The sequence below is a fragment of the Spirulina major PCC 6313 genome (genome assembly GCF_001890765.1).
Classification (GTDB): domain Bacteria; phylum Cyanobacteriota; class Cyanobacteriia; order Cyanobacteriales; family Spirulinaceae; genus Spirulina; species Spirulina major.
The window spans coordinates 863,920-889,494 of record NZ_KV878783.1 but is presented as its reverse complement, the minus strand read 5'-3'; the positions used below and the strand labels follow the sequence as shown (position 1 = coordinate 889,494).

At 53.5% G+C, this 25,575-nt stretch carries 24 protein-coding genes; 17 read left to right on the top strand and 7 right to left on the bottom strand.

Annotated elements, in window-relative coordinates; genetic code table 11:
- Window positions 1-576: 576 nt before the first annotated feature.
- Window positions 577-1,692, top strand: coding sequence for a hypothetical protein (locus SPI6313_RS03985; RefSeq protein WP_072619829.1), 1,116 nt, complete (start codon window positions 577-579; stop codon window positions 1,690-1,692).
- A gap of 13 nt (window positions 1,693-1,705) precedes the next feature.
- Entirely contained in the window at window positions 1,706-2,278 is a 573-nt protein-coding gene (locus SPI6313_RS03980) for a TIGR04376 family protein (protein ID WP_072619828.1), read from the top strand.
- Window positions 2,279-3,491: 1,213 nt separating this feature from the next.
- Here SPI6313_RS03980 and SPI6313_RS03975 read toward each other — a convergent pair.
- Window positions 3,492-3,740 carry a hypothetical protein gene (locus SPI6313_RS03975; RefSeq protein WP_072619827.1) on the bottom strand — a complete coding sequence of 83 codons (249 nt, stop codon included), beginning with the start codon at window positions 3,738-3,740 and terminating at the stop codon, window positions 3,492-3,494.
- 63 nt (window positions 3,741-3,803) lie between these two features.
- A complete protein-coding gene (locus SPI6313_RS03970; RefSeq protein ID WP_072619826.1) occupies window positions 3,804-4,889 on the bottom strand; it encodes a septal ring lytic transglycosylase RlpA family protein in 1,086 nt (361 codons plus the stop codon).
- On the opposite strand from SPI6313_RS03970, the gene SPI6313_RS24680 reads away from it, so the two are divergent.
- From SPI6313_RS24680 to SPI6313_RS22205, 5 genes are all read left to right on the top strand, one after another.
- Complete coding sequence (locus tag SPI6313_RS24680) at window positions 4,888-5,022, top strand: hypothetical protein (protein WP_281248348.1); 135 nt, start codon at window positions 4,888-4,890, stop codon at window positions 5,020-5,022. The two genes, SPI6313_RS03970 and SPI6313_RS24680, sit on opposite strands and share 2 nt — an antisense overlap.
- A gap of 924 nt (window positions 5,023-5,946) precedes the next feature.
- A complete protein-coding gene (gene gltB, locus SPI6313_RS03965) occupies window positions 5,947-10,533 on the top strand; it encodes a glutamate synthase large subunit (protein WP_072619825.1) in 4,587 nt (1,528 codons plus the stop codon).
- Between the two features lie 127 nt (window positions 10,534-10,660).
- The gene (locus tag SPI6313_RS03960; RefSeq protein WP_072619824.1) at window positions 10,661-12,145 is read left to right on the top strand and encodes a glutamate synthase subunit beta; all 1,485 of its coding nucleotides are present in this window, start codon (window positions 10,661-10,663) and stop codon (window positions 12,143-12,145) included.
- A gap of 137 nt (window positions 12,146-12,282) precedes the next feature.
- A complete protein-coding gene (locus SPI6313_RS23315; protein WP_175551061.1) occupies window positions 12,283-12,432 on the top strand; it encodes a hypothetical protein in 150 nt (49 codons plus the stop codon).
- Window positions 12,429-12,674 (top strand): Uma2 family endonuclease, encoded by a 246-nt coding sequence (locus tag SPI6313_RS22205; protein ID WP_175551060.1) that lies wholly within the window; start codon window positions 12,429-12,431, stop codon window positions 12,672-12,674. Before SPI6313_RS23315 ends, SPI6313_RS22205 begins: the two co-directional genes overlap by 4 nt.
- Window positions 12,675-12,770: 96 nt before the next feature.
- Here the strand turns inward: SPI6313_RS22205 and SPI6313_RS03950 are convergent, their stop codons facing one another.
- Complete coding sequence (locus tag SPI6313_RS03950) at window positions 12,771-13,499, bottom strand: TrmJ/YjtD family RNA methyltransferase (RefSeq protein WP_072619823.1); 729 nt, start codon at window positions 13,497-13,499, stop codon at window positions 12,771-12,773.
- A 152-nt stretch (window positions 13,500-13,651) separates the two neighbouring features.
- Here SPI6313_RS03950 and SPI6313_RS03945 point away from each other — a divergent pair, with 152 nt between their 5' ends.
- The 7 genes from SPI6313_RS03945 (at window position 13,652) to SPI6313_RS25325 (ending at window position 18,231) form a co-directional block, all read left to right on the top strand.
- Entirely contained in the window at window positions 13,652-13,984 is a 333-nt protein-coding gene (locus tag SPI6313_RS03945; RefSeq protein ID WP_072619822.1) for an antibiotic biosynthesis monooxygenase, read from the top strand.
- Window positions 13,985-13,999: 15 nt separating this feature from the next.
- Entirely contained in the window at window positions 14,000-14,665 is a 666-nt protein-coding gene (locus SPI6313_RS03940; RefSeq protein WP_072619821.1) for an SDR family oxidoreductase, read from the top strand.
- Between the two features lie 108 nt (window positions 14,666-14,773).
- Window positions 14,774-14,965: a cytochrome b6f subunit PetP gene (petP, locus tag SPI6313_RS03935; protein ID WP_072619820.1), complete on the top strand. Its 192-nt coding sequence runs from the start codon at window positions 14,774-14,776 to the stop codon at window positions 14,963-14,965.
- 18 nt (window positions 14,966-14,983) lie between these two features.
- The gene (locus SPI6313_RS03930) at window positions 14,984-16,084 is read left to right on the top strand and encodes a Get3/ArsA fold putative tail anchor-mediating ATPase NosAFP (RefSeq protein WP_072619819.1); all 1,101 of its coding nucleotides are present in this window, start codon (window positions 14,984-14,986) and stop codon (window positions 16,082-16,084) included.
- Window positions 16,085-16,095: 11 nt separating this feature from the next.
- Complete coding sequence (gene chlG / locus SPI6313_RS03925; RefSeq protein WP_072619818.1) at window positions 16,096-17,073, top strand: chlorophyll synthase ChlG; 978 nt, start codon at window positions 16,096-16,098, stop codon at window positions 17,071-17,073.
- A gap of 570 nt (window positions 17,074-17,643) precedes the next feature.
- Window positions 17,644-17,853 (top strand): IS1/IS1595 family N-terminal zinc-binding domain-containing protein, encoded by a 210-nt coding sequence (locus SPI6313_RS25330; RefSeq protein WP_425443050.1) that lies wholly within the window; start codon window positions 17,644-17,646, stop codon window positions 17,851-17,853.
- Between the two features lie 12 nt (window positions 17,854-17,865).
- Window positions 17,866-18,231 (top strand): IS1 family transposase, encoded by a 366-nt coding sequence (locus SPI6313_RS25325; protein WP_084668883.1) that lies wholly within the window; start codon window positions 17,866-17,868, stop codon window positions 18,229-18,231.
- Window positions 18,232-18,396: 165 nt separating this feature from the next.
- On the opposite strand, the gene SPI6313_RS22715 is transcribed toward SPI6313_RS25325, so the two are convergent.
- The 4 genes from SPI6313_RS22715 to SPI6313_RS03905 all read right to left on the bottom strand — a co-directional run bounded on the left by SPI6313_RS22715 (window position 18,397) and on the right by SPI6313_RS03905 (window position 22,471).
- Window positions 18,397-18,618, bottom strand: a complete 222-nt coding sequence (locus SPI6313_RS22715; RefSeq protein WP_139276508.1) for a hypothetical protein — start codon at window positions 18,616-18,618, stop codon at window positions 18,397-18,399.
- Between the two features lie 348 nt (window positions 18,619-18,966).
- On the bottom strand, window positions 18,967-20,046 hold the full coding sequence (proX, locus tag SPI6313_RS03915) for a glycine betaine/L-proline ABC transporter substrate-binding protein ProX (RefSeq protein WP_072619817.1): 1,080 nt from the start codon (window positions 20,044-20,046) through the stop codon (window positions 18,967-18,969).
- Window positions 20,047-20,097: 51 nt separating this feature from the next.
- The gene (locus SPI6313_RS03910) at window positions 20,098-21,021 is read right to left on the bottom strand and encodes an ABC transporter permease (protein WP_072619816.1); all 924 of its coding nucleotides are present in this window, start codon (window positions 21,019-21,021) and stop codon (window positions 20,098-20,100) included.
- A gap of 205 nt (window positions 21,022-21,226) precedes the next feature.
- Window positions 21,227-22,471, bottom strand: coding sequence for a quaternary amine ABC transporter ATP-binding protein (locus SPI6313_RS03905; RefSeq protein WP_072619815.1), 1,245 nt, complete (start codon window positions 22,469-22,471; stop codon window positions 21,227-21,229).
- Between the two features lie 476 nt (window positions 22,472-22,947).
- Between SPI6313_RS03905 and SPI6313_RS03900 the strand changes: the two genes are divergently transcribed.
- The 3 genes from SPI6313_RS03900 to SPI6313_RS23310 all read left to right on the top strand — a co-directional run bounded on the left by SPI6313_RS03900 (window position 22,948) and on the right by SPI6313_RS23310 (window position 25,488).
- On the top strand, window positions 22,948-24,165 hold the full coding sequence (locus tag SPI6313_RS03900) for an ABC transporter permease (RefSeq protein ID WP_072622991.1): 1,218 nt from the start codon (window positions 22,948-22,950) through the stop codon (window positions 24,163-24,165).
- 420 nt (window positions 24,166-24,585) lie between these two features.
- Window positions 24,586-25,014: a universal stress protein gene (locus SPI6313_RS03895; RefSeq protein ID WP_072619814.1), complete on the top strand. Its 429-nt coding sequence runs from the start codon at window positions 24,586-24,588 to the stop codon at window positions 25,012-25,014.
- 300 nt (window positions 25,015-25,314) lie between these two features.
- Window positions 25,315-25,488 (top strand): hypothetical protein, encoded by a 174-nt coding sequence (locus SPI6313_RS23310; RefSeq protein ID WP_175551059.1) that lies wholly within the window; start codon window positions 25,315-25,317, stop codon window positions 25,486-25,488.
- The last annotated feature ends 87 nt before the right edge of the window (window positions 25,489-25,575 follow it).

The window sequence follows — 25,575 nt, the reverse complement described above, 5'->3', positions numbered from 1 at the left end:
CAGTGTATTTTTGCAGTCTCGATCGGAATTCTTGATTTATTGCAGATTGTGGCTTTCTATGAATAATTTTTTTGGTCTCTTGCTGGTTTTTGGCTGATTTGGAATTGACCGAAGTGCTGTGCATAATTTTCATGAATTAATTTTAATGCCAGGAGTGTCTGAACTGAATTGACTGAATTGGTGGATACTTCGCCATCTAGATCAACGTCTGGAGCAGGACATTTCAGGACATTTTTATCTGTGCAACGGATGCAATGATGCGGGACGGTTGGATGGGAGGATCGTTGTGATCTTGAGGAGAGGCCCTTAGGGGCGATCGCCCTGGTGAATGTTGTTTGTGTGGTGCTTGCGCCGATCCTGGGTGGGTGTGATTTCCCCGATCAGGGCCCGACGGAGTCTAGGCACAGAGGAGAGGTCTTTGCTGGGCTGGGGTTCGACTTCTCCTCGGGGGATTCATTTTTTATGATTCACAGAGAAAATCATTCTCAATCTGTAGCCGTTCGAGAACCGACAGGATAAGATAGTGCTGCATTCAGTGTGTTGAGGACAGAGAAAAAATCTATGGCTGATGAGGTAATGAACGGGACTGCTTCCCCTGCCTATTTAGAACCGAAAGTTGCGGAGCCATGGTCGATTGAATCGGAGGCGGATCATCTAATGGATGATCTGTTTTCGGATGTTGATGGGATCTTGGATGGGGGAAGCCAGTTACCGACGAAGCCAGCTCAAGGGAATTATGTGTCCTTGCGATCGGTGGTGCCGACGGAGTTGACGATGCCGACCATGCCGGTTCCTGCTCCGGCTGAGGGGGTTGCTACTACCCAATCTAGCCGGAAAGCGTCGGCAGTGCAGTCAGGGCGGCCCTCAGCCAAGATGATCCTGGCACAGAATTTAGATAAGGTCTTTTTTGCGATCGCGGGCCTCTCCTTGGTGGGGGTTGTGGTGTGGTTGGCGACCCAAGGTAAGTTGAATTTGCAGCGATTTCAACCGGCGGTGACGAGTACGGTGGAATCGGGTTCCTCTTGGGCGGAGTTGCCCCCAGAAGAAGCTGCGTTTGGTCAGTATATGTTGCGATCGCTCCAAGCCATTGAACGCCGCCCGCCAAGTCCCGCCGCCGCGACCCCCCAAACCCCCCTCCAGGCTAATCTCACCGCCCCGGACAATACCGCCGCCGCGCCCCAATCGCCCCAGGTGATCGAACGGGTGTATATTCCGGTTTATCCGCCTAATCCTAATTCAGCCGATGGGTCAGGGGTGCGATCGCAGGACAATCAACCGGTAACGCCTCCGAATCTTTCCGAAAATCCGGCCTCGAATTCCACTACACCGGCCCCATTACCTCAGAACAATCGGACGGCTCAGTCGCCCATTCCTCGGTTCCCGGCGGCGACCATTCCCGCGCCGCCCCTCGCTCGTCAGCAGCAGGTGTTGCCCCCTTTACCCTCTTTAGATGAGGCTCCAGGGGTGGCCCCTAGCAATCCATTGCCCTCGAACACCAATAAGTTGGTGGGGATTTTGGACTATGGCGATCGCTCCACGGCATTGTTTATGGTAGGAGAGACCACCCAACGGATCAGCGTCGGGGAACCCATTGGCGATAGTGGCTGGACGTTGGTGTCCACCGAAAACAGGCAGGCCACCGTGCGCCGCAATGGGGAAGTCCGATCGATCTACGTGGGTCAAACCTTCTAACCCCTAAGCCCCCATGAGTGTCTTTGATGATGTCAGCCAATTTCTCGAAGAGCGATTGGATGAGTTTTTGCAGAATAATCCCCAGCTTCAGTGGCAGGTGCTCGAAGAGCAGTTGCGCGAACAAGAGGCCGAGACCCGGCGGCTGATTCAACGTCTGAATCAACAGGTGCAGCAGTTGGAACAGGAGATTTTAGCGATCGCTGAAGATATCAGACTCTGGCATCAACGCATTGCCAAGGCCGAAGCCGCCGGACGCTATGACCTCGCCAACCCAGCCCGCGAACGGGAAGCCGCCCTGCTGCGTCAAGGCAATCAACGCTGGGGCCAACTGGAAAGCACCAAACAAAACCGCAGCCAAGCCGAACACCTCCTCACCCAAACGGTGGCCAAACAAAAGGAACTCGCCGCCAAGGTAGCCGCCGAAGCCGCCGCCCAACCCAAGCCCTCCCAAGCCTCGCCCCCCGGTTGGCAGAATGCCTCGCGCTACCGAACGGGGGTTGATGCCTTTGATGCGGTGGATGCCCAGTTCCGAGAATGGGAAATTGAGGCGGATTTACAGACGATGAAGAAAGATCTGGGCTTGTAGGGGGTGATCCCGTTGATGCAGTCGGGGCAAGGGGCTGAAGTGGCCTGATCTGGGGAGAATTGTTTTAGGCGATTGATCCCCCTCATTAGGGCAGCGAGCTAGAAGCTCGCACTCCAAAGAATAACCATCATGGTGGCGATTGATCCCCATCATTAGGGCAGCGAGCTAGAAGCTCGCACTCCAAAGAATAACCATCATGGTGGCGATTGATCCCCCTCATTAGGGCAGCGAGCTAGAAGCTCGCACTCCAAAGAATAACCATCATGGTAGTGTGAGCCTCTGGCTCACTCCTGATAAATCCTGATAAAGAAGAGGACAGCAGGCAGCGAGCTAGAAGCTCGCACTCCAAAGAATAACCATCATGGTGGCGATTGATCCCCATCATCAGGGCAGCGAGCTAGAAGCTCGCACTCCAAAGAATAACCATCATGGTAGTGTGAGCCTCTGGCTCACTCCTGATAAATCCTGATAAAGAAGAGGACAGCAGGCAGCGAGCTAGAAGCTCGCACTCCAAAGAATAACCATCATGGTGGCGATTGATCCCCATCATCAGGGCAGCGAGCTAGAAGCTCGCACTCCAAAGAATAACCATCATGGTAGTGTGAGCCTCTGGCTCACTCCTGATAAATCCTGATAAAGAAGAGGACAGCAGGCAGCGAGCTAGAAGCTCGCACTCCAAAGAATAACCATCATGGTAGTGTGAGCCTCTGGCTCACTCCTGATAAATCCTGATAAAGAAGAGGACAGCAGGCAGCGAGCTAGAAGCTCGCACTCCAAAGAATAACTATCATGGTGGCGATTGATCCCCATCATCAGGGCAGCGAGCTAGAAGCTCGCACTCCAAAGAATAACCATCATGGTAGTGTGAGCCTCTGGCTCACTTCTGATACAGGGGAGGACAGCAGGCAGCGAGCTAGAAGCTCGCATTCCAAAGAATAACCATCATGGTGGCGATTGATCCCCATCATCAGGGCAGCGAGCTAGAAGCTCGCACTCCAAAGAATAACCATCATGGTAGTGTGAGCCTCTGGCTCACTCCTGATAAATCCTGATAAAGAAGAGGACAGCAGGCAGCGAGCTAGAAGCTCGCACTCCAAAGAATAACCATCATGGTAGTGTGAGCCTCTGGCTCACTCCTGATAAATCCTGATAAAGAAGAGGACAGCAGGCAGCGAGCTAGACGCTCGCACGACAGAAGAGGGCAGGTGTGGGGTTAATCGCGGCTGATTTTGAAGGAAATGGAGGGTTTTGGGGGGGATGGGATGGATGAGGGGGGTTCGGGGGGAGGGGTTAAGGATGGGGCGGACGGTGTGGGGAGGCGGAGCCCGGTGCTGTTGGAGGCGATCGCTAACAAAACCCCCGCCACTCCATAGATCGGTAGCGGCAGGGCCAAGTGGGACAACCACTGATAGGCTTGGATGCCCACAAACAAGATCACGACACTGACAACCCAGATTTGCATAGTTCACCATTGAGTCCCATCCATCGCCTATTTTAGAGGGCCATCTGCGAACGGCAAACCCATCTAGGACGAACTCATCACGATCGCACGATAGGGCACAACCCCCGACTCTTTACTCTCAATACAACGAGCCACACCCCGCGATAGATCCAGCGTGCGCGGTTGGATATAGGGGCCGCGATCGTTAATCCGCACGATCACCGCCTCTTGGCTTTCGAGGTTAATCACCTTCAGGTAAGTGTTAAAGGGTAAATGGGGATGAGCCGCAGTGAAAGCATCTTGGTTATAGGTTTCGCCGTTAGCCGTGAGCCGACCATGGAACATCGGGCCATACCAAGACGCGACCCCTTCAAAATCTTCGCGGGTCTCACGGATGCCATACATCATCTGCTGCGCCGTCACCAGTTCTAACGGCTCCACCCCAAAGGCCTGCCGGAGATTATTCGTCCAATCAATCGCCAATAGTTCCCGATTTTGCTCCTCTGGCGGCACGATCGCATCATCAATCACCACCATTAAGCGATCGCCACTCCGAATCGCGGGGTACTGCCCCATCAAAGTCGGCTCTAATTGCGTTGCGTCCCAATCCGGCTGATTCACAAAATAGCGAATTTGATCGGCGAGGTGCTTGGCGTTTGTGGAGTGGCTGAGGGTTGCGATCGCTGCCCCATTGACCATCACTTGCACCTGTTCCTGACGAGGAGACCATTGCGCCTTGAAATGGTTGATCGGCTGTTGCCACGCATCCCAAAGGGTTTCAATGTCAAACCTCGGCAGCGCAGAACTCACCGTCACCGTTGCCGTTTTCTGGGTTTGATAATCCTCCATCATCCCAGACAGCACCGTGAGCAATTGCTCTCGGACGGTTGCTTGCTGGGGCAGGGGGGCATGGGTGTGGAAATTGGGAGGGTCCGGGATGTGAGACCAGCGCTGCACCATGGCAGGGCAAGCGGTGGTGGAATCTGTGGGCTGCCACGCTAAGGTTTTACCCTGTAACCCTGGGGATGGGTTTGTCGAAAAAGCCTGGGTGAGACGCATACTGAGGGCGAGGGAATCCTGTTGACCTTGTGGGGTGTTGGTCTGCCAGGATTGGGGGGCGGCAGATACGGTGGCCAAGAGGGCGAAGGCGCGATCAGGAGAGAGAGCCATGGCACTAGCACACCACACCATTATGAAGCTCAATGATGAGGTTAACCAAGCGAGTTTGAACAGTGACATGGGGATTTTTGTAGATGGGATGTTAAGTGCAAAAAACAAAAGCAAACGTTACAGAGAATATTAAGAATTCTGAATATAGTCTCTCAGTATATTTAAGTTTTGCAGCGCAGTGGGGGGCGTTAAGCCTGTGGGGTACGCCCAAAGCTAGTCGTACTCGTGTGTTCCCTTTTTTTGATTTGTATAATTAATCACTGACATAGCCTTTCATTATCTAATCACCGTTTTCTTGCCCTCATTGCGGTGAATCGCTATGATGGGATTCCCTTGGACTGAGGGGTTGACCGTGATGTTGCCGTTTTATTATGTGGATGTTTTTGTCGTTCAGTTCTGAATGGGGAATCCCTTCGGGGTGGTGATGGCAGAAAAAGCTGGGCAGCGGCTCTTGGCGATCGCCCGCGCCATAAATTCGCAACCCCCGCCAGCACGGCCCCAGCCCGCCGCCCAAGGCCCGTTGACGGTATAAATTAACACTTTTTGGCTGACGATTTAGCGTCAGACTATTTCTTGATGGGGTGGTAGTCTCTGTTTGGCCGTGAGTGATCGGCTGCTGCTGCGATTTGGATTTTCAATCCGTTTCAGGCATGATTAGCCTCAACTTCTCCGCCTTTGCGTTGAGTCAGATTTTGCAATTGTTGAATCATGCTGACGATGACTAGATAAGCTTACCCATTGCGGGAGGACAATCGGGATATTACCTCGTTTTCCGTCGATTCTCATCATATTACTGTCGATTCTTAACCCTATCTTCTGATCAATCTATTTTTAGATATCATCACAATGTCATGCTTTGACGATATCAAACTGACATTTGAGCAGGGTGGATCGGGACATAATGCCTTGAGAAATAAGGGGGATCACCCTGCTGTGATCTGATCATTTTGTTAAGAACGATCCCCTTTTTTGGGTTTTAGCGCGACAATTCTAAAACTCGGAAGTTATCTTTTGCGTCCCTTTGCGGATAGTTGTTTCCCTTGGTCATATTGCATCCATGAATAAACAAGCATTGCCACAACAACAGGGCCTATACAATCCCCGCTATGAGCATGATGCCTGCGGTGTTGGGTTTATCGTGCATATGAAGGGGGAGCGATCGCACGCGATTGTAGACCAAGCCCTACAAATTTTAGTCAACCTGGAACACCGGGGCGCAGTGGGTGCTGACCCCAACAGCGGCGATGGTGCAGGCATCCTCACCCAACTGCCCCACGCCTTCATGGCCAAGGCGGCCCAAGCCCTGGGGATCACCCTGCCCGAACCCGGTCACTATGGCGTTGGCATGTTTTTCGCGTCCCCTGATCCGGCAGTGCGTCAAGCGGGGCGCGAACAGTTAGAAAAAATTGTCACGGAAACCGGCCAAACCGTTCTCGGTTGGCGTGATGTGCCCACGGATAACGGCGAACTCGGCCCCACCGCCCAGGGCAGTGAACCCTTTATGCAGCAGGTGTTCATCGGTCGCAATCGGGATCTAGAGACTGATCTCGACTTTGAGCGGAAGTTGTATGTGATCAGCAAGCGATCGCACCACGAAATCCAACGCGCTGGCCTTGATGATTATTGGTACGTTTCCAGCCTCTCCTGTCGCACGATCATCTATAAAGGGATGCTCACCACGGCCCAAGTGGGCAGCTACTACCCCGACCTCAGCGACCCCGACTTCACCAGCGCCCTCGGTTTGGTGCATTCCCGCTTCAGCACCAATACCTTCCCCAGTTGGGAGCGATCGCACCCCTACCACTACGTCGCCCACAACGGCGAAATCAACACCCTGCGCGGCAACATCAACTGGATGCACGCCCGCCAAAGTCTCTTCGCCTCAGACTTATTCGGCGACGAACTGGACAAAATGCAGCCGATCATCGACATGGAAGGCAGCGATTCCGCCATTTTTGATAACGCCCTGGAATTAATGGTGCTGTCCGGTCGCTCCCTGCCCCACGCGATGATGATGATGATCCCCGAACCCTGGAGCGCCCACGAGTCCATGAGCGAGGAGCGCAAGGCGTTTTATGAATATCACGCCTGCCTGATGGAACCCTGGGACGGCCCCGCCTCGATCGCTTTTACCGATGGCACGATGATGGGCGCGGTACTCGATCGCAACGGTTTACGCCCCTCCCGCTACTACGTCACCCATGACGACCTGGTGATTATGGCCTCCGAAGCCGGGGTGCTGCCCATTGAGCCGGAGCGCGTCGCCCGCAAAGGTCGCCTCGAACCGGGGCGGATGTTCCTGGTGAATATGGACGAAGGGCGGATCGTGTCCGACGAAGAAATTAAACAGGAGATTGTCGCGGCGCAACCCTATCGGGATTGGCTCGATCAGTATCGGGTGGCGTTGGCGGATCTCCCCGCTGCTGATCCGGTGGAATCGTCCTCAGAAACCCTGATCGCCCAACAGAAAGCTTTTGGCTATACCTTCGAGGAGTTGCGGTTACTGTTGACTCCGATGGCGCAAAATGGCGTGGAAGCGATCGGGGCGATGGGCACGGATACGCCCCTCGCGGCCCTGTCGAACCGGCCCAAGCTGCTCTACGACTATTTTCAGCAACTCTTTGCCCAGGTGACGAACCCGCCGATTGATTCGATCCGCGAGGCGATTATCACCTCGGCGGTGACTACCATTGGCTCGGAGGGGAATCTCCTCAAGCCCCAACCGGAAAGCTGCCAACTGATTCAACTGCCCACGCCGGTATTGAGTAATGCGGAACTGGCGCAGTTAAAGGCGGTGAATCTGCGCGGCTTCTCGTCGCTCACGTTGCCGATTCTTTTTGACCCGCAAACGGGTGTGGAAGGGATGACAGCGGCCCTAGAGCAGATTTTCCAGGCTGCGGATGGGGCGATCGCATCGGGTAAAAATATCTTGATTTTGAGCGATCGCGGTATGGATGCCCACCAGACCCCGATCCCCGCCCTGCTCGCCGTCGCGGGTCTCCATCACCACCTGATCCGCAACGGCACACGCACCCGTGTCGGTTTGGTGCTTGAATCCGGCGAACCCCGCGAGGTGCATCACTTTGCCGTCCTCCTCGGTTATGGCTGCGGCGCGATCAATCCCTACGTGGCCTTTGATAGTTTCCAGGGCATGATCGACGAAGGACTGCTCACGGGCGTTGACCATAAAACCGCCTGTAAGAACTACATCAAAGCCGTCACTAAAGGCGTGATTAAAATCGGATCGAAGATTGGAATTTCCACGATCCAGAGCTATCGCGGGGCGCAAATTTTCGAGGCGATCGGGCTACATCACTCGGTGGTGGATCGATATTTCTCCTGGACGGCTTCCCGTGTGGAAGGGGTGGATCTCAGCGTGATCGCCACCGAAGCGATGCAGCGCCACCATGCTGGGTTTAGCGATCGCGACGGTGCGCCCCTCACCCTCGATGTGGGCGGTGAATACCAATGGCGCAAAGCAGGGGAAGAACACCTCCTCGATCCGATGACAATTCACCTCTTGCAGCAGGCGGTACGCGAAGGCAATTACGACCTCTATCGCCAATATGCCGCCAAGGTGAACGAACAAGGGAAAAGCCTGTTCCGCCTGCGGGATCTCTTGGACTTTAAAGCCCGTGAGCCGATTTCGATTGATCAAGTCGAACCGATTGAAGCGATTATGAAACGCTTTAAAACCGGGGCGATGAGCTATGGGTCAATCTCGAAGGAAACCCATGAAGCGTTAGCGATCGCCATGAACCGGATCGGCGGCAAATCCAACACCGGCGAAGGCGGCGAAGACCCCGAACGCTACACCTGGACGAACGATCGCGGCGACTCGAAAAACAGCGCGATCAAACAAGTTGCGTCTGGCCGCTTCGGGGTCACCAGCCTCTACCTCTCCCAAGCCCGCGAAATTCAAATCAAAATGGCCCAAGGGGCAAAACCCGGCGAAGGCGGTCAACTCCCCGGCCTGAAGGTGTACCCCTGGATCGCCAAGGTGCGCCACTCGACCCCCGGTGTGGGCTTGATTTCGCCACCGCCCCACCATGACATCTATTCCATTGAAGACCTGGCCGAACTGATCCACGACCTCAAAAACGCCAACCGGGAAGCGCGAATCAGCGTCAAACTGGTGTCCGAAGTGGGGGTTGGGACGATCGCCGCCGGGGTGGCAAAAGCTCACGCCGATGTGGTGCTGGTGTCCGGGTTCGACGGCGGTACGGGTGCATCGCCGCAAACCTCGATTAAGCACGCCGGTTTACCCTGGGAATTGGGCCTCGCCGAAACCCATCAAACCCTCGTGTTAAACAATCTCCGCAGTCGGATTGCGGTGGAAACCGACGGACAAATGAAAACGGGGCGGGATTTGGCGATCGCCACCCTCCTCGGCGCGGAAGAATACGGCTTTTCCACCGCGCCCCTCGTCACCCTCGGCTGCATCATGATGCGGGTCTGTCATAAAAACACCTGTCCCGTCGGGGTTGCGACCCAAAACCCCGAACTGCGCAAAAACTTCACCGGCGACCCACAGCATACGGTTAACTTCATGACCTTCATCGCGATGGAATTGCGGGAAATCATGGCGCAGTTAGGGTTCCGGACGATTAACGAAATGGTGGGCCGCACCGATGTCCTCGAACAAAAACAAGCCGTTGACCATTGGAAAGCCAAGGGTATTGACCTGAGTGCCCTCCTCCATCAGCCCGATGTGGGGCCGGACGTGGGCCGCTATTGCCAAATCTCCCAAGATCACGGCTTGGATAAATCCCTGGATATCACGACCCTGTTGGATCTTTGCCAACCGGCCATTGAAAATGGCGAACCCGTCAAAGCCACCCTGCCGATCTGCAACACTAATCGCGTCGTCGGCACCATCCTCGGCAATGAAATTTCCAAACGCCACTGGGACGGCTTGCCCGAAGATACGGTGCATCTTCATTTCCAAGGCAGCGCGGGCCAAAGTTTCGGTGCCTTTGTCCCCAAAGGTGTGACCCTAGAACTTGAAGGCGATGCCAATGATTACTTTGGCAAGGGCCTGAGCGGCGGCAAGATGATTCTCTATCCGTCGAAACAGGCGAGTTTTGATGCGGCGAGTAATATCATCGCGGGGAACGTGGCATTCTATGGGGCGACGGGCGGTGAAGCCTATATTCGCGGCATGGTGGGCGAGCGGTTCTGTGTGCGCAATTCCGGCGTGCGGGCGGTGGTGGAATCCGTGGGCGACCATGGCTGTGAATACATGACCGGCGGTAAGGTGGTGATTCTCGGTCGTACCGGGCGCAATTTTGCGGCGGGGATGAGCGGCGGTGTCGCCTATGTCTTCAATCAGGCGGGAGATTTTGCCATCCGCTGTAATCCGGAGATGGTAGACCTCGAACGCCTCGAAGACCCGGAGGAGATCCGCGAAGTCCGCGACATGATCCAAAAACACGCGGACTATACGGGGAGCGATCGCGCCCAAGCCATCCTTACCGATTGGGAGGCTAATGTGTCCCAGTTCGTCAAGGTGATGCCCCGCGATTACAAGCGCGTTTTGCAGCATATTCAAACCGCCCTGGCCAATGGTCTCAGCGGCGACGATGCCCTCTCGGCGGCCTTTGAAGAAAATGCCCGCGACATCTCCCGGATCAGCGGTAGTTAACCCCCTGTAGGGTGGGCATTGCCCACCTTCTGAATCTGCACTTGTGGAATGGTGGGCATTGCCCACCCTACGCCTAGACGCTCTACGTCTCTCAATCATCACACCCTTCATCATCAGATCACGACCTATGGGTAAACCAACTGGATTTATGGAGTATTTGCGCGAGGTTGCCGAAGATGTGGCACCGAGCGATCGCATTCACAATTGGGATGAATTTCACCTCCCCATGAACGAAGAAAGTCTGCGCAACCAAGGCGCACGCTGTATGGATTGCGGTACACCCTTTTGTCATACGGGGATCGAAATCAGCCGCATGGCCAGCGGTTGCCCGATTAACAACATCATCCCGGAATGGAATGATCTGGTGTATCGCGGCCTCTGGTCCGAAGCCCTCGATCGCCTCCACAAAACCAACAATTTCCCCGAATTCACGGGCCGCGTTTGCCCGGCTCCCTGCGAAGGGGCTTGTGTCTTGGGCATCACGAACCCGCCCGTGACAATTAAAAGCATTGAACATGCGATCGCGGAAAAAGGCTGGGAATCCGGCTGGATCACCCCCAACCCGCCCCAGCAGCGCACCGGCAAGAAAGTGGCGATCGTCGGCTCCGGCCCCGCTGGCTTATCCGCAGCAGCGCAACTCAACAGCGCCGGCCATTGGGTGACGGTGTACGAACGCGCCGATCGCCCCGGTGGTCTGCTGATGTACGGCATCCCCAACATGAAATTGGACAAAAAAGCCGTGGTGATGCGCCGCCTCGATGTCCTCGAAGCCGAGGGAGTCACCTTCGTCTGTAACACCGAAATCGGCACAGACCTCCCCGCTGCCCAACTTCTCAACGAGTTCGACGCGGTGATCCTCTGCACCGGAGCCACGAAACCCCGCGATCTTCCCATTGAAGGGCGCGATCTCAAGGGGATTCACTTCGCCATGGAATTCCTCACGGGCAATACCCGCACCGTCCTCAACGGCAACCCCACGGAAGACTTCATTGCGGCGGCGGGGAAAGATGTGGTGATCATCGGCGGCGGCGATACCGGAACCGATTGCGTCGGCACCTCGATCCGCCATGGGTGCAACTCGGTCACCCAGTTGGAAATCATGCCCAAACCCCCCGAAACCCGCGCCGCCAATAACCCCTGGCCCGAGTGGCCGAAAATTTACCGCATGGATTACGGCCAAGAGGAGGCCGCCGCCCGGTTCGGCTCCGACCCCCGTAGCTATCTCCGCACCGCCACCCACTTTGAAGGCGATGAAAACGGCCATCTCAAAGCCGTTCACACCGTCCTCGTCGATTGGCAAAAGGACGACCAAGGCCGCTTTATTCCCAAGCACATCGAAGGGTCTGAAAAAATTCTCCCGGCACAATTAGTCCTCCTCGCCATGGGTTTTCTCGGCCCCGAACAGCCATTACTGGACTCCCTCGGCCTCGATCGCGACCCCCGCAGCAACATCAAAGCCAACCACGGCGAATACACCACCAGCCTCCCCAATGTTTTCGCAGCGGGCGATTGTCGGCGCGGCCAAAGTCTCGTGGTCTGGGCCATTAATGAGGGTCGTGGTGTGGCGAAAGAGTGCGATCGCTTCTTAATGGGCAGCACCGATTTACCCTAAGTTTCGCTAAATTTTGAGCGATTTAAAACGACATAACCCTGGTGAATGAAAATGATTCACCAGGGTTTTTTGTTAGGATTATCTCGCTGCCAGCAGTATTGATTTCTACGATTCAACACGAGTGAGGAAATACAATTATGGTCGTCACAGTTCCTCAACCTTCTAGCTTAGAAGCATTTTTAACTCGTCACGATATTGATGAGTCGCCAGCGTGGGAATTTATCAATGGAATAGCACATCAAAAACCAATGCCAGAAGTTCAACAGCGTCGCTTGCAGCACGCTTGATCGGGCTGATTAATCTACAAAGCGAGGGCTTTGAAGCGCTGCCGGAGCTACGGTGTACAATGGGCGATCGCTCCCTCATTCCCGACATCACAATCGTACGAGAGTCTGAAATTCCCATCGATGCATCGGAATTAATTAGCCGCAAAGGAATCGATTTCGCGCCCCCCTGGGTGATTGAAATTCTCTCGCCGGATCAACGGTCATTACAGGTCACCCGCAAAATCCTCTTCATGCTTCGTTAAGGCACTCCACTCGGTTGGCTCATTGACCCCAGCGAACAGGTTATCTTAGTTTTTAAGCCGGATACTTTACCCAGTGAATCTGTTGATGCTATGGCATTACTCTTGACCCTGTCTCAAGGCCCAGCGCGTTTGCCGAATCATGCCCCGTAACAGTGCCACCTCCTCCGGGGTGAGCAGGGCGCGATTGTAGAGGCGGCGGAGTTTGGTCATGCGGGCGGCGGCGGTGTGGGGCATGAGATAGCCGATGTCGAGGAGGAGGGTTTCGAGGTCGGTGTAGTAGCCGTTGAGGTGGTCGAGGGGGGCGGTGGGTTGAGCAGGCGCAGGTGTGGGGGTGGAGGGAGCGATCGCCGCTTGGGTCAGTTCATAGGTGCAAATCGCCACCGCTTGGGCCAGGTTGAGGGATGGATAGGCCGGATTCGCGGGGATCATTACGGCCCGCTGGGCGAGGTTGATCTCCTCATTCGTGAGGCCGCGATCTTCTCGACCGAAAATCAGCGCCGCCTCGCCAGCGGTGGCACGGAGCCAGGGCAGGGCGTGGCGGGGCGGTTCGAGGGGAATCGCAAGATTGCAGTCCCGGCCAGCGGTGGCGACGGCGCGATCGCACCCCTGCACCGCGTCCGGTAGGGTTGCCACGATCTGCGCTTGGTCGAGGATCTCTGCGGCGTGGACGGCCATTTGATAGGCCTCTGGAGCGGTGCGATCGCATTGGGGATTCACCAACACCAGCCGCGACAGGCCCATATTTTTCATCACCCGCGCCACTGACCCCACATTCAACGGCCCCGCCGGTTCCACCAACACAATCCGAATCTGCTCTAACCCCATCCCAAATCCTGATTCAGACACATCACGCACCGCCCACTGTAAGCCAATTTGACAAAATCGTTAAAAAAATCCCACAAATTCCCGGCTCCACCGGAGAGGATGGCAAGGTAAACCTAGACGACACCATCGAGTTATTGTGAGGAGGGTGAACCATGTCGGAATTTTTAGATTTTCTCAAACATAAATACGCTTACGTGGCGATCGGAGCATTCAAGCCGGGGCGGTTCAACGAAGCCGAGCAGCTTTTTGTCAAAGCCGTGTCCACCTATACCGAGGGATTTGAAGGGGCCTACCTGCTCCAAAAACCCGGCACTGATGAAGGGATCGCGATTATTCTCTGGGATAATCCCGAAGACATGGAAGCCAACCGCAACGAAGTTCACGAAGCCTTGATTAAAGAAATGGGGCATCTCTTCGCCGCACCGCCGGAAACCGCATTCTATGAAGTGTGTAGCGAAGTGACCCCGAAGCCAACCTCAGCCTAATCAGGAGGAAAACCCATGGCAACCTACATCGTCACCGGCGCAAACCGAGGCATTGGGGTGGAATATTGTCGGCAATTGCAAGCACGGGGTGATGAGGCGATCGCCGTCTGTCGGCAGAGTTCACCGGAACTCGATGCGGTGGGGGTGCGCGTCGAAACGGGGGTAGAGTTGACCGATCCAGACGCGATCGCCGCCTTTAAAACCCGTCTGGGGAATCAACCCATTGATGGGCTGATTAATAACGCCGGAATTGTGGAGCGGGTGGGGTTGGATGATCTCGATTTTGAAAGCATTCGCCGCCAGTTTGAAGTGAATGCGATCGCGCCGCTGCGCTTCACCCATGCCCTGCTATCTCACCTTAACCCCGGCTCAAAAGTCATCCTGATGACCAGCCGCATGGGGTCGATCGCTGACAACACCTCCGGCAGTTCCTACGGCTATCGGATGTCGAAAGTCGCCCTTTCCATGGCCGGAAAATCCCTCGCCCTCGACCTTAAACCCCAAGGCATCGCCGTTGCGATTCTTCATCCCGGCCTCGTCCAAACCCGCATGACCCACTTCACCCCCAACGGCATCACCCCCACCACCTCAGTTAACAATCTCCTCGATCGCATCGATGCCCTCACCCTCGACAATAGCGGCACATTCTGGCACGCCAACGGCGACATTCTCCCCTGGTGATCGGCCCGCATCCCCACACAAGAACCGCGAAACAGTTTCGAGGGGTTCAGGTTTTGCCCTAAACTGTGTAATGGTTTTCACATACGTTTACAAAAAATAAGGATCGGAATGGAAATCGGGACAAAAGTGCAAGTTCGACGGATTCGGGATCGGGTATCGGGTGATGTTGCGGATAAACTCGGCAAGATTGGCACGATCGCAGGCTACAAAATGACTGACGGCAGCGGTGTCGGGGCATTGGTCGAATTCGATGACAAAACCAAAACCTGGTTTTTCGCAGACGAACTCAAAGAAGTTTAATTTTCATCCCCCAAACTCATGGCTCAAGTTCTGACATTTATTGGTAAAGGCGGTGTCGGCTGTACCACCATGGCGATCGCCGCCGCGAAAAAGCTCGCCCAACAGGGGGAGCGGGTGCTACTCGCCTCCCAAGATCCGAGTCCTGTGGTGGGGCTGCTGCTGGGTCATGAGGTGGGGACGGAACCCCAAACTATCGCCCCCAATCTATCAGCGGTGCAATTTAGTTCGCCGGACTTAATGACCCGTGTGTGGGAAGACGAGGTTAAGGCACGGGAGGCGCAATATGTGCGGTTTCCCCTGTTGCGCAATGTCTACGGCCAAGAATTGGGGCTGTTTCCGGGCATGGATTCGGCGCTGGCGCTCTATCAGATTCGCACCTATAACCAGAGCAATCAATACGATGTGATTGTTTACGATGGGGCGGCGGATTTGAACACCCTGCGTACTTTGGGGATTCCGGATACGGGGAGTTGGTATCTGCGCCGTTTTCGGAATGTATTGCTGGAGTCGGATTTGGGGAAAGCGATCGCACCCTTCATCCAACCCCTGAGCAGTGCGATTCTCAATGTGTCCTGGTCGTGGGACAATTTTGCCGACCAACCCACCCAAGAAACCCAAGACCTGCTCGATGAGGGCAAAACCGCGATCGCCAACCCCCAACGGGTCTTAACCTATCTCGTCACCGACGCTAGCCCCGCCGCGATCGCCACGGCTCAATATTATTGGGGCAGTGCGCAGCAGGTGGGGTTGAGTGTCGGCGGTGTGTTGTGGAATCAGGCCACGCCTACGGATGACCAAGTGCGGGCCTTTTTACCGATTCCCAGCACCCCTGTGCCCACCTTGGCGGGGGGCGATTGGGATGCGATCGCCAACCCCCTCCCCAACTTCCGCGACACCGACCACATCCCCCGCCCCCTCACCATCGACACCGCGAGCCGCCAAGTACGGGTCTTCCTCCCCGGCTTCGACAAAAAACAAGTCAAACTCACCCAATACGGCCCCGAACTCACCATCGAAGCCGGCGATCAACGGCGCAACATCTTCCTGCCGCCCCCCCTTTCCGGCCAGCCCGTCAAAGGGGCGAAATTCCAAGACCATTACCTAATCATTTCCCTGTAGCCCCTGAACCCATGACAGACGAACAACAAACCCCAACCCCAGCAGGCTCCAAAACGCGGCAAATGTTAGGCATGAAGGGAGCCGCCCTCGAAACGAACATTTGGAAAATTCGCCTTCAACTGATGAAGCCGATCACCTGGATTCCGCTGATCTGGGGGGTCGTCTGTGGTGCAGCATCGTCAGGCGGCTATGGGTGGGGCATCGAAGACATCCTCAAAGCCTTCACCTGTATGCTCCTCTCCGGGCCAATCATGACCGGCTACACCCAAACCCTGAATGATTACTACGATCGCGAAATTGACGCGATTAACGAACCCTATCGCCCCATCCCCTCCGGCGTGATTTCCATCCCCCAAGTGAAGGCGCAGATCGGGATTCTCCTCGCGGCGGGGTTTGGCTTGGCGGCATTCCTGGATATTTGGTCGGGGAATTCCTTCCCGATGATTACGCTGATCAATGCGATCGGGACGTTTCTCGCCTATATCTATTCCGCACCACCGCTGAAGCTGAAGCAAAACGGCTGGCTCGGTAACTATGCCCTCGGCGCGAGCTACATCACCCTGCCTTGGTGTGCGGGCCATGCCCTGTTTGGCACGTTGAATTGGACGATTGTGTGGTTGACGCTGTTCTATAGTTTGGCGGGGTTAGGGATTGCGATCGTTAATGATTTCAAAAGTGTGGAGGGCGATCGGCAACTGGGGTTAAAATCCCTGCCGGTGATGTTCGGGGTTAAAACCGCTTCCTGGATTTGTGTCCTCATGATCGACATTTTCCAAGCCGGGGTTGCCGCCTATCTAATCTTCATCCACCAAAACCTCTACGCCACAATCTTGATCCTCTTCATCGTCCCGCAAATCACCTTCCAGGATATGTATTTCCTCCGCGACCCCCTCAAAAACGACGTGAAATACCAAGCCAGCGCCCAACCCTTCCTCGTCTTCGGAATGCTCGTCGCCGGCCTCGCCTTAGGTCACAGTTCCCTGGTGTAACTTATCATTTCTTGACAATTAAATTTTGATACAAACGAGCAGAGTTAACTTAACTCTGCTCGTTTCAGTCTTGCTCATGGGGATGAGCCAAATCGGTTCATGTGACGCGCAATCTCTTCCTTCGTTGACGTGGTGCGTCTCCAATCCCTGGTAGTGGTAAAGAAGTAGTGAAAGGTGATTTTTGTGAGATTGACATGATAGAAATAGACCCTGTTTATTTATGATGATGCGATTAGACCTTCATTTTCGGAATGAGTGGCTATAATGATCCTCAATAAATCTGACTCAATTCACCTTGATAACCCCCTATGACAGTTCATGATAATGCCCCTCGCCCTCCCTGTTCCTATTGTGGTTCTCGCGCCATCCTTAAAAACGGAAGTACTCATCCTGAGTACAGGACAAAAAATCAGGCTTTGGCTGAAACCCTGATGATTTCGTAGTTGGGTGGAACAATAGCAACACTCAACACACTCCCTAAAAATCCATAGTCTGTTGTAGTGCGGGCATCTTGCCCGCTGGGATCAGACAAAATAGGGAGCAGGATGCTCCCACCCCATCAAAATCAAGATGCCGCCGTACATTTCAACTTTTGTCCTGTACTCAGGTACTCATCACAAAAAGCAAAAGTTTCTCTGTAAAGACTGTCGCCGTCAGTTCATTGAGAATCCTCAAAAGAAAATCATATCTGAAGAGCAAAAGACCACCGTCAAAGATCTACTACTTGAACGTAGTTCACTAGCTGGTATAGCAAGAGCGTTGAAGGTTTCAAAGACGTGACCCCAAAGTTTTGTGAATAGTGTTTTAGTGTCAACTCCATGCCACATCAGTATCGAAGCACCTCCCGGAGCAGAAATCATCCTAGAATGTGATGAGTTATGGTCTTACGTAAAGAGCAAAGAAAATCAGGAATGGATTTGGTTAGCTCTGGAGAGAAAAAGCCGAAGAATTGTGGGGGCTTACATTGGGAATAGAAGTGGGGAGAGTGCGAAGAAGTTATGGGAATCGATTCTCGAAAGTTGGCAAAGAAGTAGTGTGGTCTACACGGATGGTTTAGAGTCATATTGTGAAGCAATTCCCAAAGAGATTCATCAACCGAAGACCAAAGAGAAGGGTGAGACTAATCACATCGAGAGATTCAACAATACGCTAAGGTAAAGATGCTCACGGTTGGGGAGGAAAGGATTATTTTATATTTTATTCTAAGAAGTTCTTCAATCATGAAGGAGTATTATGATATTTCATAAACTATCATAATGCGATTAATTGATGCTACTTGATGAAGTAATTCACTACTTCTTTACCACTACCAAAAATCAATGGCTAATCCGTCACAAAGGATCGAGGGTTTGGATCGGAGGTCAAGGGGGATAAATTGGGGAGTTGGTCGATCAGGGTTAGGGCTGCGCGGATTTGTGCTTGAATGTGTTGGCTTTCGGCTTCTGTGCCGGGCGGTGTTGAGGCTTGAATGTGGGCTAGGGTTTCGGATAGCACCTGTTGAAGCTGCTTGAAGTCGGATTGCAGAGTATCCCTTGTATAGTTCATATGAGCTGAAGTGCACTTGAACTATATAGATTAAATGTATTAGCTTAAATTTAAGTATTAAAAAGCGATCGCTCATTCCCGTTGCTCGGTAGGATGCAGATGCAACGGCGGAGCTACCCTGTGATAGCCTCCTGAAACATCTGGGTTCGGGATAGAGTGCGATCGCACCACTCCCCGACCGTTAAGCGTAGGGTGATTGGGTTTTGGGATGGAAGCAGAGGTGCGATCGCGGTTGGGGAGCCAGACTCAAGATTGGAAAACGCTAGGCTGTGGGGTGATGTTCAACACCATGTACAGCCTAGCGTTTTGGAGTTCAGCGCCCTCTAGGGTGGGCTGAAGGAAGACGGATTACGACTCAGCGGCGGCTTTTGCGGCCTCAATCCAAGCATCAAAGGTTGCTTGATTGTCCTCGATCCACCCATCGACATGGCGAGCAATATCTTCAGCGGAATCTTCCCCATCCTGCATCAGTTTGTTTTGAGCACTGATATCTTCGATGGGAACTTGCACCAACTCGAACAGTGCTTCAGCAGCGGGATTGTCCGCAATGAACTCTTGGTTGGCGACAATTTTCAAGCGGTCTACAGCAAAGCCGAGATTGATACCTTCCGCCGTGGTTTCCGCTTCAGACACCTCCCCTTGTTCTGCGGGCAAATCGGTGAAGGGCACTTCTAGCCAAATGGTATCTTCACCGGGTTCTAAGACCCCCGCCAACCAGAGGGGAGTCCAGGTATAGAACAGAACCGGCTCATCCTGTTCGTAGCGGGTAATGGTATCGGCAATGAGGGCGGAATATTGACCTTGATCATGCTCAACGGTGTCGCGCAGGTCGTAAGCATCTAAATGGTGTTCAATCACCAATTCACACCCCCAACCGGGGTTACAGCCGGTTAAGTTGGCTTTGCCGTTGCCGTCGGTGTCGAAGAGGGCGGCAATTTCGGGGTCTTGGAGTTGTTCGAGGCTGGTAATGCCTTCGGCATCGGCGGTGGCTTTGTCGATTTGATAGCCTTGCAGCACATTGGGGGTAATGACACCGATGGCATCCAGTTTGTCATCGCCGCCACTATTTTCATAGAATTCGGCGTGGAGTTTTTCCCAGTTGACGGGGGTGTAGTCGAGATCACCGTTGGCGATCGCCACATACATCGTTGCATATTCGATTTCGGCGGGTTCTTCGGTTTCATAGCCCAGGGCTTGTAAGGCCCGATTGACGATTTCGGTTTGGAACCGCTCTTCTTGCAAACTACTATGGGCAGAGCTAACGGTGATGCCTTCCCCAGGCAAGTCACCATTGGCGGTGGCTTCGGTGTCGTCGCCTTCGGTGGTGGTCTCCGGGTCGGTGCTGCCGGATTGACAGGCCACAGAACCGAGCAAAAGACCGGCTAAGACAGTGCCAAAGGTTAAAGATTTGAAATTCAGTTTGATCATGGGTATTGAGATTGAACAGTATGGGGTGAGCGTCATCGGGTGAAACGATGACTATGACGCGGCGTTTTGAGGGCGTGTTTTGCCTTGGATTAAGGACAACACAAGACCGACGGGGCCACGCTTGCGCCAGGGTAGACGGTGGGGTTTGCCGATGGCTTGGGTGAGGCGATCGAGCATGACGGCGATCAGGACGATGCTGATGCCACCAACGGTGGCAAGCCCCACGTCTAAGCGTCCGATGCCTCGTAGGACCATTTGCCCTAGCCCTTCGACGGAAATCATTGAGGCGATGACAACCATGGAGAGGGCAAGCATAATTGCTTGGTTAACTCCGGCGAGGATGGTGGGCATGGCGAGGGGAATTTGGGCTTCCCACAGGATTTGGCGGGGGGTTGATCCGAAAGCGATCGCCGCTTCAACCACTTCTTCAGACACTTGCTGAATGCCAATATTCGTCAGACGAATGAGCGGGGGAACTGCGAAGATAAACGTCACAATAACCCCCGGTACTTCACCAATGCCAAATAACATCACCACCGGCACTAAATAGACAAAGGCCGGTAAAGTTTGCATCGCATCTAGAACCGGCCGCATTGTTTGTTCAAAACGTTGATTCCAGGCTGACAAAATGCCGAGGGGAATACCAATTAAGATGCAGAAAAAGACGGCAGTGAGCACTAATGCCAGGGTGGTCATGGCTTGCGACCATGCTCCTAAAAAGCCCACAAAGAACAGGGCAAAAATGCTATAGATCGCAATCCCCCGACTGGCCACCTGCCATGCAATCAACCCGATGGCCAGGATCAACACCAAGGGGGGGAGCCATTGAAAGAAGGCTTCAATGCCAGTCAAAACTACATTGACGGGGGCGCGAATGGCTTGGAAGACGGGGCGGAAGTTATCCACAACGAATTGCACGATAACCTCAAACCAATCGCCGAGGGGAATGGTATAGGTTTCAAAAATTTCTAGCACGGTATCATTCTGAATCACAAAATAGCTAAATTGGTAAATTGGTAAATTGGTAAATTAGTTCATCGACAATCAGCGATTATTTTAGGAAAACATTGCCCTAAAACCAAGGGCATCCCGCTTAGAGTCTTGGGATTTGGCCTAGGGATTAGGGGCGCAACTACCGCACCAATGGGCAGCAGGCGCGATCGCACCAGGAGAGAATGCCTTAGCTCGCCAACGGCTCCCAGGTTAAATCGGTGACGCTGTCGTTGTCTGTCTCTTCTGTGAGTCGCCCAATACTGGCGAGCACATCGGACTGTTCCACTACGCCTTTAAACTTGCCGTCCTGGTTGGTGACGGCAATGGGTCGATTGTGCTGACAGAGATGAAAAATCTCTTCGAGACTGGTCGTCGCCTGGACTTGGGGAAAATCCCGTTCCATCACAGTGCCAATGTCTTCACATCCGTCCCGCATCGCTTGCTGGATGACGGATTGGCGCACCATCCCCACTGGCCGGGCATTGCGGTTCACAACATACATCTGTCGCAAATCATGATCCTGCATTTGCTGCCAGGCGGCTTTCACGGAATCCTGACCGAGGATGACGGGGACGGTTTGCCGGGCAATGGAGCCGGTTTTGAGGACTTGGGCGCGGTTCACATCTTGGGTGAAGGCGCGGATGTAGTCGTCGGCGGGATGGGTCAGGAGGTCTTCGGGGGTTCCGGTTTGCACGATGTAGCCATCTTTCATGACGGCGACGCGATCGCCGATCTTGAGCGCCTCTTGAATATCGTGGCTGATGAATACAATGGTCTTATGGAGTTCCGCCTGCAACCGCAGTAATTCATCCTGCATTTCCCGTCGAATCAGGGGATCGAGGGCACTGAAGGCTTCATCCATCAGCAAAATTTCGGCATCTGTAGCCAAAGCGCGGGCCAATCCGACCCGCTGCTGCATCCCACCACTGAGGGAGGAGGGCAAATAATCCGCCCATTGCGTCAGACCAACTACATCAAGGACTTCGAGAGCTTTTTTGCGCTGTTCCGTATCGCTGAGGCCACGCACCTTCAAGCCATAGGCAACATTTTGCGCAACCGTTTGGTGGGGAAAGAGTCCAAAACGTTGGAACACCATCGCCACCTTAGTCCGCCGCACTTCGCGGATACGATTTTGATCCACATGGGCCACATCTTCATCGTCAATGTAGATCTGCCCGCTGGTGGGTTCAATCAACCGATTGATGCAGCGCACGAGGGTGGATTTTCCCGACCCAGACAGACCCATGACCACAAAGAGTTCACCTTTCTGGATGGTCATGGAAACATCAGCAATGCCTAGCACATGTCCCGTGGCGCTCAGAATATCTTCGCGGCCTCGTCCATCTCGAAAGAGCTTTAATGCCTGTTGAGGTTTTTCTCCATATATTTTGATTAAGTTTTCAATCCGAATTTTCACTTCCGAAGCATCCATCAAGCCTTATACCGAGTGGTTTATTTCCATCCTAGCATCCAATGTTATCCGGACAGGGAAACGGCGAATTGAATTTGTGATGTTTCTGATCTACATCATTTTATTGGAGAATCGTGCTGTTTGTGAGGGTATTTAGGGCGGTAAAGTGTGAATTTTTAAGCATATTGAAAAATTGTTAAGTGGATTGAACAGGATGCAGTGATCGTTCAAAAATTTGACTGGTGTCGGGCGCGATCGCAGTTCTCTATCAGGACAGCGAGCTAGAACCTCGCACCACAGAGGATGACGGTCATGGGAGTGTGAGCCGGAGGCTCCCTCCTGCTCCGGAGGCTCACGTCTAACAGTTCCAAGCTTGCAACTGAGGGTATGGATCAGCCGTGGCTCGACGAGGGTTGATGCCGCCGGGGTGGCGAGGAACCCCCGGCCACACTACAGTGAAACTACAATCTAGTTTTGACCCCTTCAAGATCATGGCAATGGAACTCCGCGAAAGTATCACCATGGCGGTTCGCACCCTAATGAACTATCGATTGCGCACGGCGTTAACGATGCTGGGAATTGTGATTGGCAATGCGTCGGTGATTACGATGGTGGGCATTGGGCAAGGGGCGCAGAATTTGGCAGAGGATGAGTTTGAATCTTTGGGGCCAAACACCTTATTTGTCGTGCCGGGGTCGCAACAGGAACGCCGGACATCCTTTGAAGTGCCCCAAACCTTGGTGTTGGCCGATGCTGAAGCGATCGCGTCCCAAGTACCCGCCGTTGATGGAGTCGCCCCGCAAATCGTCGCCCAACGGGTGATTTCATTTCAAGGGCGGAATGTGAATAATCAAGTGATTGGCACTAGTCCTGAGTTTCTGGCGGTGCGGAGCTTTGATATGGCCCAGGGTCGATTTTTTAACGATACGGATCTGACACGGAATACAAGGGTGGCGGTGTTGGGCAGTGAAACGGCGGTGAAACTCTTGGGAGACAGCGAACCCATCGGGCAGCGGATTCGCGTCGGCAATGTGAGCTTTGAGGTGGTGGGTGTGATGGAGCCAAAGGGGGCATTTTTAGGAGAAAACCAAGATGAGGCGGTGTATATCCCGATCACCACCATGGCGAATCAGGTGACGGGCAACACGTCCCCCTACGGCCTTCAGGTGACGATCATTTCCGTCAGTGCGCGGGATGAAGAGAGTATCAATGCGGCTCAGTTCCAGATTGAAAACTTGCTGCGTCTGCGCCACCAGATTACCGATGAGGATGATTTTTCAGTGCGAACCCAAAAGGATGTTTTGGGGATTGTGACACGGGTGACGGGGGGATTAACGCTGATGCTGGTGGCGATCGCGGCGATTTCCCTCCTCGTCGGCGGCATTGGGGTGATGAATATCATGCTCGTCTCCGTCACCGAACGCACCCAGGAAATCGGCCTGCGTAAAGCCCTGGGAGCCAAGGAAACCAATATTCTCAGTCAATTTTTGATCGAAGCGGTGATTGTTTCTGCGATTGGGGGAGTCGTGGGCACGGTGATCGGTGCAGGAGGGATCGGGCTGCTGACCCTCACCACGCCCTTAAAATCCACCGTTTCCCCCGTTGCGGTGATCCTGTCCCTCAGCGTTTCGAGCGGGATTGGTCTGTTCTTTGGGGTCATTCCCGCCCGCCGTGCCGCCAAGCTTGACCCCATCGTTGCCCTGCGGAGCTTGTGATCGTCCTGGTTGACTGACTTGATAGCCCTCACTCCCAACCCCTCTCTGAGAGGGCGAGGGCTAGGGCGAGGGCTAGGGTGAGGGCTTTCCGGGATCTGGCTAATTTTGTCAGTCAACCAGGTGATCGTCTCAGTTGCGACCCGCGAACCCGCAAAATATTGTTGATATTTGGAGTTATTTTCCACCGCAATGATCAGCAAAGCCGTGCAACCTCAAAACCTCCTCCATTCAGAGCGAAGAAACATCAAAATCCAGGGAAAAATCGCTACGAATGACACAGGATTGGGGATTATTTTGTTTTAGACTAAAACAGTCTGGTGCGATCGCTCGATCTTTATCCTTCAATATTTTTAGATTTGAGTCTTACCCCGTCGTGAGGTTCATCCCACGTTTTATTCAATCCACAGGAGAACATTCAACATGACTCTATTTACAACCAATAATGTTTTGGTTCCCATTGACTTTTCTGAAGAGGCCTATACAACCCTGACGGAGACCCTCGAATTTGTGGGTGATCCGGCTAAACTACATATTTTGCATGTGCTCACCTCATTGGAGCCAACCGAGCCGGGGGTAGTGTGGCAAACCGTGGACAATCAAGCCCGCATGGAAAAGGTTAAAAAAACGTTTTACGATCGCTTCCCGGACGAGAGTTATCAAAAAATAAAGTTTTCTGTGGTGATCGGGAGTCCAAGCTCAGAAATTATTGACTATGCCCAGACAAACGCCATTGAGTTGATTGTCATTTCCGCCAGTGGTCGTACGGGGGTGTCGCAGTTTTTCCTAGGGTCTGTGGCGGAACGAGTGGTGCGCCATGCCAAATGTCCGGTGTTGGTGAATCGGGGTTAAGGCGCGATCGCAGCGGTTCTGAATATCTAATCTATCAATACTGAGATAATCCCTCCCAAACCGGGGGGATTATTGCGTTGTGGATAGATCTAGGGTGTGCGGTCATCAGTCAGCCGGGTTCGGACTATTGACCCGTGAGGCACAAGGGGCTAAAGCCCCTTGCCTGTCTTCACCCATGCGGCTCATGTTATATGAATTTTTTGCATAGATAGTATCGATGTTAACGGTTGTGAGGCTGGGGTCAGAATTCCTAAGATGAAGACATCAAAACAGCAATGATTTTAATCAACGGAGACGATTATGTTTGGACTATCAAAAACCAACGCAACCCCGAACCACCACCCGTCACAGCATCATCAGGTCGGCTCAATGTTGCGAAAAATGGTACGGTTTTGTAATTTCTATGGTGAATATCAATCAATATCACCTAGCGATCGCCGTCGGTTCGTCATGAATCAAGAACTGCGACAGTAAAACACAAAAAAACAATAGCCGGATTTTCCTAAAAGAATCCTGTTCTCACGAGAAACCCCTCACTAAAATCCGGTGAGGGGTTTCTAA

Bases quoted from the DNA above. Each gene is read 5' to 3' on its own strand.
- SPI6313_RS03985 (WP_072619829.1), top strand. From the start codon at position 577: ATGAACGGGACTGCTTCCCCTGCCTATTTAGAACCGAAAGTTGCGGAG.
- SPI6313_RS03980 (WP_072619828.1), top strand. From the start codon at position 1,706: ATGAGTGTCTTTGATGATGTCAGCCAATTTCTCGAAGAGCGATTGGAT.
- SPI6313_RS03975 (WP_072619827.1), bottom strand. From the start codon at position 3,740: ATGCAAATCTGGGTTGTCAGTGTCGTGATCTTGTTTGTGGGCATCCAA.
- SPI6313_RS24680 (WP_281248348.1), top strand. From the start codon at position 4,888: ATGGCACTAGCACACCACACCATTATGAAGCTCAATGATGAGGTTAAC.
- SPI6313_RS03970 (WP_072619826.1), bottom strand. From the start codon at position 4,889: ATGGCTCTCTCTCCTGATCGCGCCTTCGCCCTCTTGGCCACCGTATCT.
- gltB (WP_072619825.1), top strand. From the start codon at position 5,947: ATGAATAAACAAGCATTGCCACAACAACAGGGCCTATACAATCCCCGC.
- SPI6313_RS03960 (WP_072619824.1), top strand. From the start codon at position 10,661: ATGGGTAAACCAACTGGATTTATGGAGTATTTGCGCGAGGTTGCCGAA.
- SPI6313_RS23315 (WP_175551061.1), top strand. From the start codon at position 12,283: ATGGTCGTCACAGTTCCTCAACCTTCTAGCTTAGAAGCATTTTTAACT.
- SPI6313_RS03950 (WP_072619823.1), bottom strand. From the start codon at position 13,499: ATGGGGTTAGAGCAGATTCGGATTGTGTTGGTGGAACCGGCGGGGCCG.
- SPI6313_RS03945 (WP_072619822.1), top strand. From the start codon at position 13,652: ATGTCGGAATTTTTAGATTTTCTCAAACATAAATACGCTTACGTGGCG.
- SPI6313_RS03940 (WP_072619821.1), top strand. From the start codon at position 14,000: ATGGCAACCTACATCGTCACCGGCGCAAACCGAGGCATTGGGGTGGAA.
- petP (WP_072619820.1), top strand. From the start codon at position 14,774: ATGGAAATCGGGACAAAAGTGCAAGTTCGACGGATTCGGGATCGGGTA.
- SPI6313_RS03930 (WP_072619819.1), top strand. From the start codon at position 14,984: ATGGCTCAAGTTCTGACATTTATTGGTAAAGGCGGTGTCGGCTGTACC.
- chlG (WP_072619818.1), top strand. From the start codon at position 16,096: ATGACAGACGAACAACAAACCCCAACCCCAGCAGGCTCCAAAACGCGG.
- SPI6313_RS25330 (WP_425443050.1), top strand. From the start codon at position 17,644: ATGCCGCCGTACATTTCAACTTTTGTCCTGTACTCAGGTACTCATCAC.
- SPI6313_RS22715 (WP_139276508.1), bottom strand. From the start codon at position 18,618: ATGAACTATACAAGGGATACTCTGCAATCCGACTTCAAGCAGCTTCAA.
- proX (WP_072619817.1), bottom strand. From the start codon at position 20,046: ATGATCAAACTGAATTTCAAATCTTTAACCTTTGGCACTGTCTTAGCC.
- SPI6313_RS03905 (WP_072619815.1), bottom strand. From the start codon at position 22,471: ATGGATGCTTCGGAAGTGAAAATTCGGATTGAAAACTTAATCAAAATA.
- SPI6313_RS03900 (WP_072622991.1), top strand. From the start codon at position 22,948: ATGGAACTCCGCGAAAGTATCACCATGGCGGTTCGCACCCTAATGAAC.
- SPI6313_RS03895 (WP_072619814.1), top strand. From the start codon at position 24,586: ATGACTCTATTTACAACCAATAATGTTTTGGTTCCCATTGACTTTTCT.
- SPI6313_RS23310 (WP_175551059.1), top strand. From the start codon at position 25,315: ATGTTTGGACTATCAAAAACCAACGCAACCCCGAACCACCACCCGTCA.